This window comes from Streptomyces stelliscabiei (genome assembly GCF_014873495.1).
Classification (GTDB): domain Bacteria; phylum Actinomycetota; class Actinomycetes; order Streptomycetales; family Streptomycetaceae; genus Streptomyces; species Streptomyces bottropensis.
Genome location: NZ_JADBGF010000001.1, coordinates 159,495 through 174,682, shown reverse-complemented (window position 1 = coordinate 174,682; position 15,188 = coordinate 159,495). Strand labels below are relative to the sequence as shown.

At 69.5% G+C, this 15,188-nt stretch carries 9 protein-coding genes; 6 read left to right on the top strand and 3 right to left on the bottom strand.

Annotated elements, in window-relative coordinates:
- The 3 genes from H4687_RS00760 to H4687_RS00750 form a co-directional block, all read right to left on the bottom strand.
- Entirely contained in the window at window positions 1-1,335 is a 1,335-nt protein-coding gene (locus H4687_RS00760) for a ricin-type beta-trefoil lectin domain protein (protein ID WP_192781637.1), read from the bottom strand.
- A 28-nt stretch (window positions 1,336-1,363) separates the two neighbouring features.
- Window positions 1,364-2,857, bottom strand: coding sequence for an arabinofuranosidase catalytic domain-containing protein (locus tag H4687_RS00755; protein ID WP_046914051.1), 1,494 nt, complete (start codon window positions 2,855-2,857; stop codon window positions 1,364-1,366).
- A gap of 69 nt (window positions 2,858-2,926) precedes the next feature.
- The gene (locus H4687_RS00750; protein ID WP_046914052.1) at window positions 2,927-6,481 is read right to left on the bottom strand and encodes a ThuA domain-containing protein; all 3,555 of its coding nucleotides are present in this window, start codon (window positions 6,479-6,481) and stop codon (window positions 2,927-2,929) included.
- Between the two features lie 596 nt (window positions 6,482-7,077).
- On the opposite strand from H4687_RS00750, the gene H4687_RS00745 reads away from it, so the two are divergent.
- The 6 genes from H4687_RS00745 to H4687_RS00720 all read left to right on the top strand — a co-directional run bounded on the left by H4687_RS00745 (window position 7,078) and on the right by H4687_RS00720 (window position 15,077).
- Window positions 7,078-8,598 (top strand): sugar ABC transporter ATP-binding protein, encoded by a 1,521-nt coding sequence (locus H4687_RS00745; protein WP_046914053.1) that lies wholly within the window; start codon window positions 7,078-7,080, stop codon window positions 8,596-8,598.
- Window positions 8,595-9,566: an ABC transporter permease gene (locus H4687_RS00740; RefSeq protein ID WP_046914054.1), complete on the top strand. Its 972-nt coding sequence runs from the start codon at window positions 8,595-8,597 to the stop codon at window positions 9,564-9,566. The genes H4687_RS00745 and H4687_RS00740 overlap by 4 nt, the downstream gene beginning before the upstream one ends.
- A 1-nt stretch (window position 9,567) precedes the next feature.
- On the top strand, window positions 9,568-10,539 hold the full coding sequence (locus H4687_RS00735; RefSeq protein ID WP_046914055.1) for an ABC transporter permease: 972 nt from the start codon (window positions 9,568-9,570) through the stop codon (window positions 10,537-10,539).
- Window positions 10,540-10,561: 22 nt separating this feature from the next.
- The gene (locus tag H4687_RS00730) at window positions 10,562-11,746 is read left to right on the top strand and encodes an ABC transporter substrate-binding protein (protein WP_046914056.1); all 1,185 of its coding nucleotides are present in this window, start codon (window positions 10,562-10,564) and stop codon (window positions 11,744-11,746) included.
- A gap of 4 nt (window positions 11,747-11,750) precedes the next feature.
- Complete coding sequence (locus H4687_RS00725; protein WP_046914057.1) at window positions 11,751-12,629, top strand: sugar phosphate isomerase/epimerase family protein; 879 nt, start codon at window positions 11,751-11,753, stop codon at window positions 12,627-12,629.
- 144 nt (window positions 12,630-12,773) lie between these two features.
- On the top strand, window positions 12,774-15,077 hold the full coding sequence (locus tag H4687_RS00720; protein ID WP_234317447.1) for a ricin-type beta-trefoil lectin domain protein: 2,304 nt from the start codon (window positions 12,774-12,776) through the stop codon (window positions 15,075-15,077).
- Window positions 15,078-15,188: the final 111 nt, after the last annotated feature.

Sequence of the window (15,188 nt, the reverse complement as noted above, 5' to 3'; positions counted from 1 at the left end):
CTAGGCGCGCGCCCAGCGCTGGTTGGCGCCGTCGTGGCAGCTCCACACGACGACCGCGGAGCCGTTGGCGGTGCTCGCTCCGTTGACGTCCAGGCACAACCCGCTCTGCGCGTTGCGGATCGTGCCGTTGCTGTTGAGGGCCCACTGCTGGTTGGCGCCACCGTTGCAGTCCTGGATCTGGACCCGCGTGCCGGCGGCGGCGTCGGTGGGAACGTTCAGGCACTTGCCCAGCACCTGCAGCGCCTGACCGTTCTGCGTGAACTGCTGGTTGGCGTTGCCGTGGCAGTCCCAGATGATCATCGGTGTGCCGTTGGTCCCGCTCGCGCCGTTGACGTCCAGGCACCGGCCCGAACCCTCGTTGCGCAGCCGGAACGTGGCCGGGTTCGGCGGGGTGGGATCCGCGCCGTCGAGCTGCGTGAAGAAGTTCCACACCACCGCCCGGGTCCACGACCGCTCACCCGGTTCGTAGTCGCCGGGCGATCCGTCGACGGGACCCGGAGTATGGCCCGCGTCGAACGCGGCCCATGCCACGGGGTAGCCGGCGCGGCACCCCGAGTAGGTCGTGACGACATGCGTGAGGCTGCCCCGGGCCGGCTCCGGCGGGTTCTGGGCAGTGCAGCCGTTGTTCCGGACGAACCTGTCACGCAGCGAACGTCCCGTGGCGATCGGGAGCACCGGGTCCCGCAAACCGTGCAGTCCGATGTACGCGACCGGCTGGGTACCGCCGTTGCATCCGCTCAACTGGCCGCCCGCGTACACGGCGACCGCGCGGAACACGGTCGGCCGGGCGCACGCGAGGGCGAAGCTCATGCCGCCGCCGTAGCTGAAACCCCCGGCGAAGCGCTGGTTCGTGTCGACACACAGGCCCGCGTCGATCTGCCTGATCATGTCGTCGACGAAGGTCAGGTCCTCGCCGTTGGAGTTGGCCCAGCCGTTCCCGAGGCCCTGGGGCGCGACGAAGATCGCGCTGTCGTTCGAGATCGCCCGCAGGCCGTAGTACGACCAGGGGTATCCGCTGGTTCCGCCCGAGTCGACGTCATTGGCGGTGCCGCCGTTCCAGTGGAAGCCGAAGACCACTCGGTACGGGCGGTTGTTGTCGTAGGTGGCGGGCACCCGCAGGATGTAGTTCCGCGTCCTGCCGCTGCTCTGGATCGAGCGCGGACCACTCGACAGCGTGGGCGGCTTGCCGCATCCGGCGCTCGGGGCGGCGGAGGGGGCCTCGGCCGCGGCGGCGGACGTCAGTCCGATGCCGCTGATGCCGGCCGCGGCGAGTAACAGGGCGATGGCCACGGCGATCGGTGCGCGCCATCGGTGATGATTGTTGCCTTGTCGCATCACGTTTCTCCCTTCATGGATGAGCAACTCAGCGGTATCCGGCGGCGACGATGTTCGCCTGTACCGCGTTGTCGGTCGCGTCGGACGGGTAGCCGGACACCATCGCGCCCTCGTAGAAGGTGCCGGCGCTGAGGTTCGCGCCGCCGCCGGGCTTGCAGCAGTCACCACCACTGCCGAGGATGATGGCGCCCTGCTTCTTCATGGGGCTGTAGCCGGGCGGCAGCGCGCCGTCCCACAGCGTGGTCAGGCTCCCGGTCTGGGCGTCGGCACCCCTGAGCGCGAAACGGCTCGTCCCGTTGTTCTTCAGCATCGCCGTCACGAACTTGCCGGTGAAGGCCCGCTGGTTCGTGTTCCAGCTCTGACTCCCGCCGGAGTAGAGCCCCCATTCGAGGTCGGCCTGGACCCAGGGACCTCTGCCGGCGCACCCGCCGAACCAGCACTGGGTGCTGAAGTTGATCGCGTCCATCGCCCCGGCCGCGTCGGCCGCCCGGGTCGTCTCGCTGTTGCCGTAGTCGAAGCAGCAGCCGCCGTTGACATGGGTGCCGCTGGTCACCATGTACATGCCTTCGGGAGCGCTGCCGGTCGGCACGCCGGTCAGGTGGCCGTCCCGCCAGTAGCTGTTGCCGGGGTTGATGTAGAGCGAGTAGGCCTTGCTGCCACCGACCGTCAGCGACTCCGACGTCGCGGTCGCCGGGCGGCTCTGGGGAGAGCCGGGAACCACACTCGATCCCTGGTACCACAGGTCGTTCCCGCGGCCGGACTGGTCGTAGACGACGGTGATGACACAGGCGGTCCCGGCGCAGAACGAGTCCTGCGCCGCCGCGTCCGCGGCGCCCCCCGCGCTCCGGACGCCGATGTTCCGGGTCGTGCTGTCGGACGAGCGCCGGACCTGGTAGAGGTTGCCGTTGTAGGTGCCGTAGAGGGCTCGTACGGTGCTGTGGGCGGCGATGCAGGGGGTACCGCCCGAGGCGTAGATGTCGCACGTGCCCCCGTCGCCCGGCACCGGCGGGTCAGGCGGCGGGGTCGGCGAGCTCCACTGTTGGTTGGTGCCGCCGTGACAGGACCAGAGGATGGTGCGGGTGCCGTTGGCGGTGCCGGCGGCGTTGGCGTCGAGGCAGAGTCCGGACTGGACGCCGGTGATGGTGCCGTTGGGGTTGACGTTCCACTGTTGGTTGTTCTGGCCGTTGCAGTCCCAGATGATGACCTGGGTGCCGTTGGTGGTGCCGCTTCCGCCGGCGTCGAGGCACTTGTTGCCGTGGACGGTCAGTTGCTTGCCGGCGGTGTAGGTCCAGGTCTGGCCGGCCGTGCCGGTGCAGTCCTGGAGTTGGGTCTGGGTGCCGTTGGTGGTGCCGGTGCCGGGGACGGTCAGACAGCGGCCCGACTGCGCACCCACGAGGGGGGCGCTCTGCCCGGGCTCGATCGGTGCCGCCACCGCCGTGGCGCCGACGGCGACCAGCACCAGGGCGGTGCCCAGCGCGGACAGGCGGCCGTACCAGCGGGGCCGAGGTCTACGAAACACCATGGCGGTTCCTCACCTGGTCGGGGGAAGGGATACCCGGCGCGCAACCGCGCCGGGTATCCACCGGACGGGCTATACGGCGGTGAACCGCCACTGCTGGTTGGTGCCGCTGTGGCAGCTCCACTGCAGGAGCCGTGCGCCGTCGGCCGTCGAGGCGCCGTTGACGTCGACGCACAGTCCACTGGGGACGCTCTTCATCGTGTACACGCCCGCCGTGGTCGACGGCGTGACGAGGAACTTCTGCGGATTGCCGTTGTCGCAGGTGGCCTGCTGCAGGAACGCGCCCTGGGCGGTGGACCCGCCCGTGACGGCGAGGCACTTGTCGCTGTGCGCCGCCTTCAGGTAGACGGCGCCGCCACCGGCGTCGACGGCCTGCCACTTCTGGTTGTCGGCGCCGGTGGCCGGCCACTGGACGACCTGGGCGCCGTCAGCGGTCGAGGCGCCGTTGACGTCCATGAACCTGCCGCTGTGCTGCGCCGCGACCGTCCAGGTCCGACCGGCGACGCCACCACCGCCGCCGCTGCCCGGTTCGCCGACCCCGTTGCCGCCGAAGGTGAGCGAGTCGAGGTCGAACCAGTTGTTCGAGGTGCCCTTGAACACCAGGTAGAGCGGGTGCGAGCCGGAGAGATCGGCCGTGTTCACCGCCGCCGTGGACTGGTAGGTGTTCCAGCCGCCGGTGCTGGGCACCGGTGTCGTGGCCAGGAGTGTGCCGGTCGGGGAGTCGGCGCGCAGTTCGATCGATCCGCCGCCGCTCGGCGACGACAGGCGGTAGCGCACGCTCGTGACGCCCGACAGGCTCATCGGCTTGAACGAGATCCAGTCGCCGTCGGAGATGTCGCCGACCCGCTTGCCGCTCTCCGCACCGGCCTGCTCGACGATCTGCACACCCGACTGGTCGGAGTAGAACTCGGCCTGCTTGTGCTTGGGCTGGAGGATCGCCTGGGCGTAGCCGGTGAGCGGGTTCGCGCCGCCGGGGCCGCCGTCGTCGGTGTAGCGGGCGTTGAGGACGTAGTACAGGTTGGCGCCGTCGGGGTGCCCGCCCAGCAGCGACGTGTCGATGGTGCCCGAGCACCCCGGATGGTCCGTGGTCTCGTGCTGGTGGTCGTCGTGGCCGAGCGCGGGGTTGACGAACACCTTGGCGCAGTCGACGGGTGCGCCGCCGGGGTCCGAGACGGACACCTTGTACGGGACGCGGTCGCCGAAGTCGAGCACGCCGCCGTTGGACGGAAGGGTGAGGGTGACGGTCGGTGCGGTGTTGCCCACGGTGATCGGCACGTTGGCGAAGGCCGTCCTGCCCGTGTTGTCGGTGACCTTGAGCTGGGCGGTGTAGTTGCCGTTGGCGGTGTAGGTGTGTGACGGGTTGGCCGCCGTGGACGTGGTGCCGTCGCCGAACGTCCAGTGGTGGGTGAGCGTGCTGCCGGGATCCGGATCTGTGGACCCCGCGCTGCTGAACTGCACGTTCAGTGGCGCGTCCCCGTTGGTGGGCGTGCCGGTGGCCTTGGCGATCGGTGACCGTCCGCCGTGGTTGTAGTCGATGCGGTAGAGACCCGAGTCGTTGTTGCCACCGGAGAAGTTGTTGCCCCATTCGAGCAGGTACAGCGAGCCGTCGGGCCCGAACTCCATGTCCATCGGCTTGAGGAACTTGGCGCCGGGCATGAAGGGGTTGGTCCGGGTGACCGCGGTCGCGGAGTCGAAGTGGACCTCCTTGACGGTATGGCGCGACCACTCGTAGAAGAAGTGGACCCCGTCGTAGTAGGGCGGGAACTTCGTCTCGGACGGGTTCGCGGCGTCGTAGCGGTAGACCGGTCCGCCCATCGGTCCCGAGCCGCCGGAGCCGAGTTCGGGGAAGTTCGGTGAGACGCCGTAGCCGTACCACATGTTCGGCGCGACGATCGGCTTGAGGCTGGTCAGGCCGGTGTTGTTCGGCGAGTTGTTGACCGGCGCGTTGCAGTTGAACTTGGCGCCGACGACACCGGTGCTCGGGTTGTAGGGGGCGTAGGCCTGGTTGTCGCCGTGGCAGAACGGCCAGCCGTAGTTGCCCGGTGTCTTGATGACGTTGAGCTCGACGAGCCCTTCGGGGCCGCGGTTGGTCGTGGGCGGGTTCCGGTCCGGGCCGTAGTCGGCGAGGTAGACCCAGCCGTTCTCCGGGTCGATCGAGAAGCGGAACGGGTTGCGGAAGCCCATCGCGTAGATCTCCGGCCGGGTCTGCGCCGTGCCCTGCGGGTAGAGGTTGCCGGCCGGGACGGTGTAACCGCCGTCGGCCGACGGCCGGATGCGCAGGAGCTTGCCCCGCAGGTCGTTGGTGTTGCCGGCGGTGCGGGCGGCGTCGAGGTTGGCCTTGCCCTGCCGCCAGTCCAGCGGGGCGTAGCCCTGCCAGCTGGGGTCGAGGTTCGGCGGGACGTCGTCCCCGGTGCCGATGTAGAGGTTCTTGTCGGGGCCGAACTCGATGTACCCGCCTGTGTGTCCGGGCTCGGCGAACGTGCGGTCACGGGTCGCGGGGATGTCGATGACCGTCACCTGGCTCGACATGTTCAGGGTGTCGCCGGTGAGCGTGAACCGGGAGACCCGGTTGATGTCGTTCGGGACTCCGGCCGGGGAGTGATACAGGTACACGTAGCCGTTGTCGGCGAAGCCGGGGTCGAGCGCCAGGCCGGTGAGGCCGTCCTCGCCGCCGGTGTAGACGCTGAGCGTGGCGGCTGTCACGGTCCTGTTGGTGGACGGTTTGAAGATCTTCAGCTGCCCGCCCCGCTGGACGTAGAGCACCCGCCCGTCCGGGGCGACCGCGAGGGCCATCGGGTCCGCGGTGTTGTCGTCGAGAGTGCGCTTCTCGAAGTTGCTCCACACGGTGCCGCCGCAGTCGCCGGACTCCTTGCCGGCCGCCCACTCGACGCCCCCGAGGACGTGGTTGCGGAAAGGGGTCTCGCTGTAGGCGGCGCTCGCGTGCCCCATGGCGGTGGCCCACACGCGGCCGCCGCCGGTGTTGCGGCACCAGGAGATGGGGTGGTCCGGCCCCATGGCGCGGGGGCCCGGGTTGTACGTCCGCTCGTCCGCGGTGACCAGGACGTGGACGTCGCCGCGGGGGTTGCGGTCGAAGTTGTACCACTCCTCGCTGCGGTTCCAGCGGTCCGGCAGGCCGGCCGTCGACGGGTGCTTCTTGTCCGCGACGACCGCGGTGCCGGCCAGCACACCGGGGGAGTGCTCCGGCATGTGTGCGCCGCCGTTGACGGTCTGGTCCCACCACGGGTACTCGTTCTCGATGCCCATGTCCGTGGCGTTGTGGATCGAGACGATGCCCTTGCCGCTGGCGAGGTAGCCCTCCACCGCCTGACGTTGGGATGCCGTGGTCCACACCATTCCCGAGGTCTGGAACATGATGAGCACGTCGAAGGTGGCGAGAATCGCCGGGGTGAAAACGCTCGAGTCCTCGCTGTGGACCAACTCGAAGTTGTTGGCCGCCGCCTGCTCCCGGAACATCGCCAGGCCGGCCGGGATCGAATCGTGCCGGTAGCCGGCCGTCTTCGTGAAGACCAGGGCTCGGAAGGCCGGCGCCGCTGACGCCGGTTGGGCGATGACGAGCGACAGGAGCACGCTCGCGATCGCCGCGAAGATTAATGTGATGCGACGCATGCCGTCTCCTATTTCGGCGGAGCAACGATGGCATGACCACGGGCACGCACCGGCCGCACCTCAGATGCGCCACAGTGCCTGAGCGCGTCGGAGGCGTGCGTGTGCCGTCAGCTCGTCGTCCCGTCCGCCGTGACGGGCAGTCAAGTCCCTACGGAAGAGAAGCGGGGCGTCACACCGGATGCGACGGTCTCCCGTGGTCTGCCGGTCAGCATGCAGCGGGGTTTCGCAACAGTCAATATGGATGGGGTGCGGCTGATTCCATAACACATTTCGCGCATCATTCTCCGTGGTTCGGCAGTCTTCATGGTTCGGTGCGCGACTGTGGGCGGGGCGATTCGATAACAGATTTTGGCGTGTCAATCGCTGTCGGCCGATCGCCGGTCCACATGGGGCAGTTGGCTCCGCTGGTATTGCCAGGCGCTCATGGAGGCATTTACCCTCGGGGCCGCGATGTCGCCATTGCGTCCGCCGAAAATTCGAGGCTATTCGACGATAGCTCGCGGGCGGGAGTTGTCATTTCATGCCCGGCTGTACCCGAACGATTCAGCTATCGGTGACTCATTCCTGCTGACGACGCGAATGTAGAGGGTCCCACGATGTCTGGCCTGCTGCCGTCGCCGCTGCTCGCTCTGCGAGGCATCGGCAAGTCGTTCCTCGGCGTGCGGGTGCTCGACGGCGTCGACCTCCAGGTCCGGCCGGGCGAGGTGCACGCGGTCGTCGGCGAGAACGGCGCCGGCAAGTCCACGCTCATGAAGGTGGTGTCCGGCGTCCACCAGCCCGACGAGGGAACCGTCGAGTTCGCCGGCGCACCGCGGACGTTCCGCAGCCCGCGTGAGGCCCAGCAGGCCGGTATCGGCATCGTCCACCAGGAGCTGACCCTGCTGCCCGAGCGCACCGTCGCGGAGAACGTCTGGCTGGGCCGCGAGCCCCTGCGCCGCGGGCTCGTCGACCGTGGAGCGATGCTCAGCCTCACCGCGGGGCTCCTGGCCTCGATCGGGGAGGGCTCGTTACCGCCCGGCACGCGCGTGGGACGACTCGGCGTGGCGCAACAACAGGTGGTCGAGATCGTCAAGGCGCTCGCACTCGACGCGCGGCTGCTCATCATGGACGAGCCCACCGCCGCGCTCGCCGACCACGAAGTCGACCAGCTCTACACGCTCGTACGGCGGCTCCAGGAGCACGGGATGGGCGTGCTGTACGTCTCGCACCGCCTCAAGGAGGTCTTCGACCTGTCCAGCCGAATCACCGTGCTCAAGGACGGCCGGGCGGTGGCCACCCTGGACACCGCGGACACCAGCGCCGATCGGCTGGTGCGCCACATGGTCGGTCGCGAACTGTCGAGCTACTACCCCGACCGGGCGAAGCCGCAGGAGCTGGGCCCGGTGCGACTGACGGTCCGGGGTGCGGGCAACCGGAAGCTGCGCGACATCGACCTGCGGCTGCGCGCCGGCGAGGTGCTCGGCGTCGGCGGTCTACAGGGCTCCGGCCGGTCGGCGTTGGCCCGCGCACTGTTCGGCGCCGTCCCGTTCGACGCCGGCGAGGTGGCCGTCGACGGAGCCCCGGTCCGGCTGCGCTCGCCCCGCGCCGCGATGCGGGCCGGTATCGCCTACGTCTCCGAGGACCGCAAGGGCGAGGGGATCGTCGCCGAGCAGTCGGTGCTCGACAACGCGCTGCTGGCCGTCCGCGCCGTCAGCGCCGTCCCCCCTGGCCGGCTCGGCCGCGGTGCCGGGACCGCAAGGGTCCGGGAACTGCTCGCGGCCGTCGAGCTGCGCGCCGCCCGGGAGGACCAGGAGATCCGTTTCCTGTCCGGTGGCAACCAGCAGAAGGTCGTGTTGGCCAGGTGGCTCGCGCTCGCCCCGAGGGTTCTGCTCTTCGACGAGCCGACCCGGGGCATCGACGTGGGCGCCAGGTCGGCGGTCCACGATCTAGTCCGCCGGCTGGCCCGCGACGGCGCCGCCGTGCTGATGGTCTCCTCGGAGCTGCCCGAACTGCTCGGCATGAGCGACCGGATCATCGTCATGCGCGACGGCCGGATCGCCGGTGAGCTGCCCGCCGGCGCGACGGAGGAGGAAGTCGTCGCCCTGGCGGTCGGCACCGCGCGGGAGGCGGCCGGATGAGCGGCACGCTGTCCCCGCCGGTCCGGTGGACCCCGCCCGGTGTGTTCGTCGCCCTGGCTCTCACCCTGGCGGTCGGCTGGCTCGTCGTCACGATCGACGGCGGCCGGCTGTTCAGCCAGCCGACGATCGTGAGCCTGCTGCACGTCGCCGCCGGTCTGGGCCTCGTCGCGGTCGGCCAGACCCTGGTCGTCGTCGGGGGCTCGCTGGACCTGTCCGTGGCGTACACGGTCAGCCTGAGCACCCTCGTCGCCGCCGAGACCATGGCCGGTGACGACGCCGCGCTGCTGCCGGCGATGGCGTTGACGCTCGCCGTCAGCGCCGCGATCGGCCTCGTCAACGGCCTGCTCGTCACCCTGGCGCGGATCAACCCCTTCATCGCGACCGTCGGCGTCGGACTGCTGCTGAAGGGATACCTCGACAACGGATACGACGGGCCGGCCGGCAAGACCGCACCCGTCCTGGTGCAGGGCCTCGGGTACCAGCGCGTCGGTCCGGTGCCGCTGGCGTTCCTGCTGCTGCTCGCCGTCGCCGCCGCGGCCTGGTTCGTGCTCGCGTGCACCCGCTTCGGCCACCATCTGATCGCCGTGGGCGGTGACCCGGAGGTCGCCCGGCTCTCCGGCGTGCGCACCGGCCGGGTCCTCGTCACCGCCCATGTGCTGTGCGCCCTCTGCGCCGGCCTCGCCGGGGTCTACCTCGCCGGTCGGCTCGGCGCCGGCGCACCCAGGGCGGGCACCGAGGGACTGTACGACCTGGAATCGATCGCCGCGGTGGTGCTCGGCGGCACCGCCCTGGCCGGCGGGCGCGGCGGCGTCGTCGGCACGGTCGGCGGTGTGCTGCTGCTCGCGAGCATCGACGCCGTCTTCAACCAGCTCGAGGTCGACGTGTTCTTCAAGCAGGTGATCCGTGGCGTGATCATCATCGCGGCGGTCGCCGTCTACGCCCGCCGGGCGATGCGAAAGGCGTCCTAGCATGCGGATCGCGCGCCCACTGCGGCTCCCCGGGTTCCGCTCCGGCGGTCTCGCACCGATCGTGGTGATCCTGGCGGTGCTGCTGGTGCTGCTGAGCGCCCGCCAACCGGACTTCTTCTCGCCGCCGTCGCTGATGTCGTTTCTCGGCCGCTCCGCGCCGATCGTCCTGCTCGCCGCCGGCCAGTACTTCGTGATCGTCTCCGGCGAGTTGGACCTGTCCGTCGGCTCCCTGGTCACCGCGCAGGTGGTCATCGCGGCCCGGCTGATCGACGGCGATCCGTCTGCCGGCTGGCCTGTCGTCGTGCTCCTGCTCGCGTTCGGCGTCGCGGTCGGCCTCGTCAACGGCCTCGTCACCACGTGGCTGCGGGTTCCGTCGTTCATCACGACCCTCGGGATGCTCCTGATCCTCGTCGGTGCCGTGTACCTGTGGTCCGACGGTGCCCCGAAGGGCGGCCTCTCCGAGGAGTTCCGCCGGCTCGGTCGATCCGCGTTCGAGGACGTGCCCGTGCTGGGCCGGATACCGTACGCCCTTCTCGTCCTGTTGGCGGCGGCAGCGCTGGCGCTGGTGCTGACGCGTTCGGACTTCGGCCGCACCCTGGTCGCCGTCGGCGGCAACCCGCGGACCGCCGAGCTGAGCGGCGTGCGCGTGGGGCGGGCCAAGACCATGGCGTTCGTCCTCAGCGGACTCGCCGCCACGCTCGCGGCGGTTCTCGTCGGCGGGTACAGCGGAGTGTCGTTCCAGGCCGGTGCCGGCCTGGAGTTCGGCGCGGTCACCGCGGCGGTCCTCGGCGGTGTCGCCCTGGGCGGGGGCCGGGGTTCGGTCCTCGGCGCGATGCTGGGCGCGCTGACCCTCGAGACGCTCTTCACGCTCATGAACTTCTACGGCGTCTCCGGCGCCCTCGAACCCGCCGTCCAGGGCGCGATCATCCTGTTCGCGGTGGCGGCGGCGTCTTTCCGTGTCCCGTCCAGATAAAGGGGATCCAGTGAGGCATTCCATGACGGTGCTGGTCGTGAGCACCCTGGTGGTGCTGGCCGGCTGCGCCACCGACGAGCCCACCACCGGCGCACCGAGTTCCCCCTCCGCGGGCACGGCATCGGGCAGCGGATCTGGCACCGGGAAGCAGTCGAAGTTCTTCGTGCGGGCCGACTACGACAAGCAGCTCGCGCTCCTGGACACCGCGCCCACCGGGCCCGCCGGCAAGCCGTGGGAGCAGGCGCTCGACCCGGCGATGGTGAAGACCGCGAAGTTCAGCGAGCCCGGACCGCACAAGATCTGCTTCTCCAACGCGGGGCTGAACAACCCCTGGCGCCAGGTCGGTTTCAAGACCATGCAGGCCGAGGTCGACACCCACCGCGATCGGATCTCCGAGTTCGTCCACGTCGACGCCGAAGGCAAGGACCAGAAGCAGATCGCCGACATCAACGACCTGCTCGGCAAGGGCTGCGACGCGCTCATCGTCTCGCCGAACACCACCGCGACACTCACCCCGGCCGTGGAAGCCGCCTGCCGGAAGGGCCTCCCGGTCGTCGTCTTCGACCGCGGCGTCGACACGACCTGCCCGGTGACCGTCATCAACCCGATCGGCGGCTACGGATTCGGCCATGTCGCGGCGGAGTTCGTCGCCCGGAAGATGAAGCGGGGCGGCAAGGTGCTCGCGCTGCGCATCCTGCCGGGCGTCGACGTGCTGGAGACCCGTTGGTCCGCGGCGAAGGTCGCCTTCGACACGGCGGGCGTCGATGTCGTCGGCGTCGAGTTCACCGACGGCGACCCGGCGAAGACGAAGAAGATCGTCAACGACTACATCCAGCGGTACGGCACGATCGACGGTGTCTGGATGGATGCCGGGGCGGTCGCGGGCGCGGCGGTGGAGGCGTTCGAGGACGCGGGAAAGCCCGTGCCGCCGATCAACGGCGAGGACCAGCTCGACTTCCTGAAGATGTGGAAGGACAAGAAGCTCACGGCGATCGCCCCGACCTACCCGACCTACCAGTGGCGCACCCCGATCATCGCCGCGCTGAAGATCCTCGACGGCGAGCAGGTGCCGAACCCGTGGAAACTGCCACAGCCGACCATCACCCAGGACAACCTGGAGGAGTACGTCGACCCCACCATGCCGCCACTGCACTACGCGATGTGCGGCTGCACCGACCTGCCCGGCTACCCGAAGCGCTGGCAGTAGTCCGGTGTACGCCATCGGTGTCAACCCCTGGATCTGGGCCTCGCCGGTCGATGACGAGGCCCTGGCCGAACTGGTGCCGCGGATCGCCGCTTTCGGGTTCGACGCGGTCGAGCTGCCGATCGAGCAACCCGGCGACTGGGACCCGGCACGCACGCGGGACCTGCTGGCGGCGCACGGCCTGCGCGCGGCCGGTGTCTGTGCCGTCACCTCGCCCGGACGCGACCTCGTGAACGCCCCACCGGACGTCGTAGCCTCCACCGTGGCGTACCTGAGGACGTGTGTGGACCGTGCGGTGGCCGTCGGCGCGCCCTGCGTCGGCGGCCCGGTGTACGCCGCGGTGGGGCGGACCTGGCGGATGTCACCGGTGGAGCGTGCTGCCTGCTACGCGGACGTCCGCCGCGCCCTGGGGCCGGTGGCCGACCACGCGGGGGAGCGGGGCGTGAGCATCGGCGTGGAGGCCCTCAACCGCTATGAGACGAGCGTCGTCAACACGGTCGAGCAGGCGGTTGAGCTCGTCGACGGCCTGCCCGCGAACGTCGGTCTCATGATCGACACCTATCACATGAACATCGAGGAGGCCGACCCCTACGAGGCGCTCGTCACGGCCGGTCCGCACATCAAGCACGTCCAGGTCAGCGGCACCGACCGCGGCGCCCCGGGCGCCGACCACTTCGACTGGCCACGCTTCCTCGCCGCCCTGGCCAGGACCGGCTACGGCGGCGCGGTCTGCATCGAGTCGTTCACCGCGCAGAACGAGGCCATCGCCACCGCGGCCTCGATCTGGCGGCCACTCGCCCCGACGCAGGACACGCTCGCCCGGGACGGGCTGTCCTACCTCCGAACCGTCCTCCACGGACTGGAAAACGCTCCCTCGACCGGGTGAGGGGGGTGGCTTCGGTATCCGAAAGACGTCATACGTCATATGTGTCGGGAACAGCCATAAGGAGAAAGCGTGTTCACAGCCCACACGATACGAAGGCGGCTTCTCGCCGTAGCCGCCACAGTCGGTTTGGCCGCGACCGCGGTGGTGGCGTTCCCCGCGCCCGCATCCGCAGCCGCACACACCGTGTACGTCTCGCCGTCCGGCACCGGTACTGACTGTTCCAGTGCGCAGCCGTGCTCACTGGCAGCCGCGCAGGCGGAGGTGCGATCGCTCAACGACGCCATGTCGGACGACATCGTGGTGCAGTTGGCCGACGGTGTGTACCGGCCGGCCCAACCCTTGCGGCTGACAGCGGAGGACTCCGGCTCAGGCGGCCACACGGTCGTGTGGAGGGCCGCCCCGTCGGCGCGTCCGGTGATCACCGGTGCCCGGGCGGTCACCGGCTGGTCGGTGTCCGACACGGGCAAGAACATCTGGAAGGCCGACGTGCCCGCCGGTCTCGACGCGCGGCAGCTCTATGTCGACGGCGCCGTCGCCACCCGGGCACGCACGCAGGTGAACAGGGCCGATTTCACCGCCTCCAGCGCCGGTATGAGGTTCTCGGGCGGTGCGCTGAGCTATCTGAACAACCTGGCCGACCAGAGCCGGATCGAGGTGGAGAGCGTCAACTCCTTCACCGACCGGTACTCGCCGGTGCAGAGCATCGGCGGGAACTTCATCACGATGCAGCAGCCGGCGTGGAACAACAACAACTTCGGCTACGACACCCTCATGCGGCCCCACCGGGCCGGGCCGTTCTACCTGTCCAACGCGTACGAGTTCCTGGACTCGCCCGGCGAGTGGTACCTCAACCCCACGGCCGGAACCCTGTACTACAAACCCCTGGCCGGGCAGAACATGAGCTCCGTCAGCGTGGAACTGCCGAGGCTGCAGTCGCTGGTGAACGTCGGCGGCACGTACGGCGAGCCGGCGCACCACCTCACGTTCAGCGGGATCACCTTCACCGGGACGAGCTGGCTGGGCCCCAGCAGCAACCAGGGGTACGCGGACCAGCAGACCGGCGCGTACCTGGCCGGCGACTGGAACTGGCCGAGCTTCGACTCCTGCCACAACGGCTGCACGCAGTTCGAGGCCGCCCGGCCGCACTGGCGGCAGATGCCGGCCGCCGTGCAGGTCTCCGCCGCCCACACCATCACCTTCACCGACTCCCGGTTCGTCAACCTGGGACAGACGGCCATCGGTATCGGCAACGACGCGGGCGCGCACACCAGCGGCGTCGGCCTGGGCGCCGCCGACATCACGGTGACCCGGTCGGAGATAGCCCGGAGCTCAGCCGGTGGCATCCTCGTGGGCGGCGTGCGCGCCGACGCCCACCACCCCAGCGACCAGCGCATGGTCAACCGGGACATCACGATCAGCAACAACCGCATCCACGACCTCGGGGCGGACCACCGGGGCATCGTCTCCGTCCTGACCACGTACGTCACCAACAGTACGGTCGCCCAGAACGAGGTGTACAACATGCCGTACTCCGGCATGTCGATCGGGTTCGGCTGGGGTGCCAACGACGCGGGCGGCAGCAACCACTATGCCAACCGCGGCCTGTACAACTACCAGCCGCGCTACACGACCCCGACCACCGCGTCCAACAATCGGCTCGTCGGCAACTACATCCACGATGTCATGCAGCAGATGAACGACGGTGGCTGCATCTACACGCTCGGATGGAACCCGAGCGCGCTGATCAGCCGGAACCACTGCCTGCGCACCAACGGACACTTCGGGCTGTACTTCGACGAGGGCTCGAAGTACTACAAGGCCGACAACAACGTCTTCTCGAACACCGGTACGTGGGCGACAGCCAACTACTGGGGTGGCGAGAACATGGGGAGCTGGACCGTCACCAACAACTGGTCGACCAACGGCAGCACGAACGTGACCAACGGGGACCGCGGCAACGTGGTCGCCGGCAATGTCACGGTCACCAACGGCAACTGGCCTTCCGGTGCCCAGGACGTGATGGCGTCCGCCGGACCGAAGGACACCACCCCGCCGCCGACAACGGCTCGGCAGATCGTGGGTGCGCAGTCCGGCCGCTGTCTGACCGTCCCCGGCACCGGCACCACCAACGGCACCCAGACCCAACTCCAGGACTGCACCGGCACGGCCGGCCAGACCTGGACCTACACCGCCGGCAAGCAACTGACCGTCCACGGCAACAAGTGCCTCGACGCCGGCGGAAGCGGCACCACCAACGGCACCCAGGTCATCATCTGGGACTGCAACGGCCAGACCAACCAACAGTGGAACGTCAACCCCAACGGCACCATCACCGGCGTCCAGTCCGGACTCTGCCTCGACGCCAACGCCGCCGGCACCGCCAACGGCACCCGCACCATCCTCTGGTCCTGTCACGGCGGCACCAACCAGCAGTGGGCACTGCGATAGCGAATCAACGCCCATCCGCTCCTTCGGGACAGGAGCGGATGCCGGCGGTGGGGCCCGAGTGGGTGCGGGTCGCCATCGCGCCTCGGTGGATCTGTGGATCCGTGGACACCT

Coding starts and splice junctions, on each gene's coding strand:
- H4687_RS00760 (WP_192781637.1), bottom strand. CDS start 1,335: ATGCGACAAGGCAACAATCATCACCGATGGCGCGCACCGATCGCCGTG.
- H4687_RS00755 (WP_046914051.1), bottom strand. CDS start 2,857: ATGGTGTTTCGTAGACCTCGGCCCCGCTGGTACGGCCGCCTGTCCGCG.
- H4687_RS00750 (WP_046914052.1), bottom strand. CDS start 6,481: ATGCGTCGCATCACATTAATCTTCGCGGCGATCGCGAGCGTGCTCCTG.
- H4687_RS00745 (WP_046914053.1), top strand. CDS start 7,078: ATGTCTGGCCTGCTGCCGTCGCCGCTGCTCGCTCTGCGAGGCATCGGC.
- H4687_RS00740 (WP_046914054.1), top strand. CDS start 8,595: ATGAGCGGCACGCTGTCCCCGCCGGTCCGGTGGACCCCGCCCGGTGTG.
- H4687_RS00735 (WP_046914055.1), top strand. CDS start 9,568: ATGCGGATCGCGCGCCCACTGCGGCTCCCCGGGTTCCGCTCCGGCGGT.
- H4687_RS00730 (WP_046914056.1), top strand. CDS start 10,562: ATGACGGTGCTGGTCGTGAGCACCCTGGTGGTGCTGGCCGGCTGCGCC.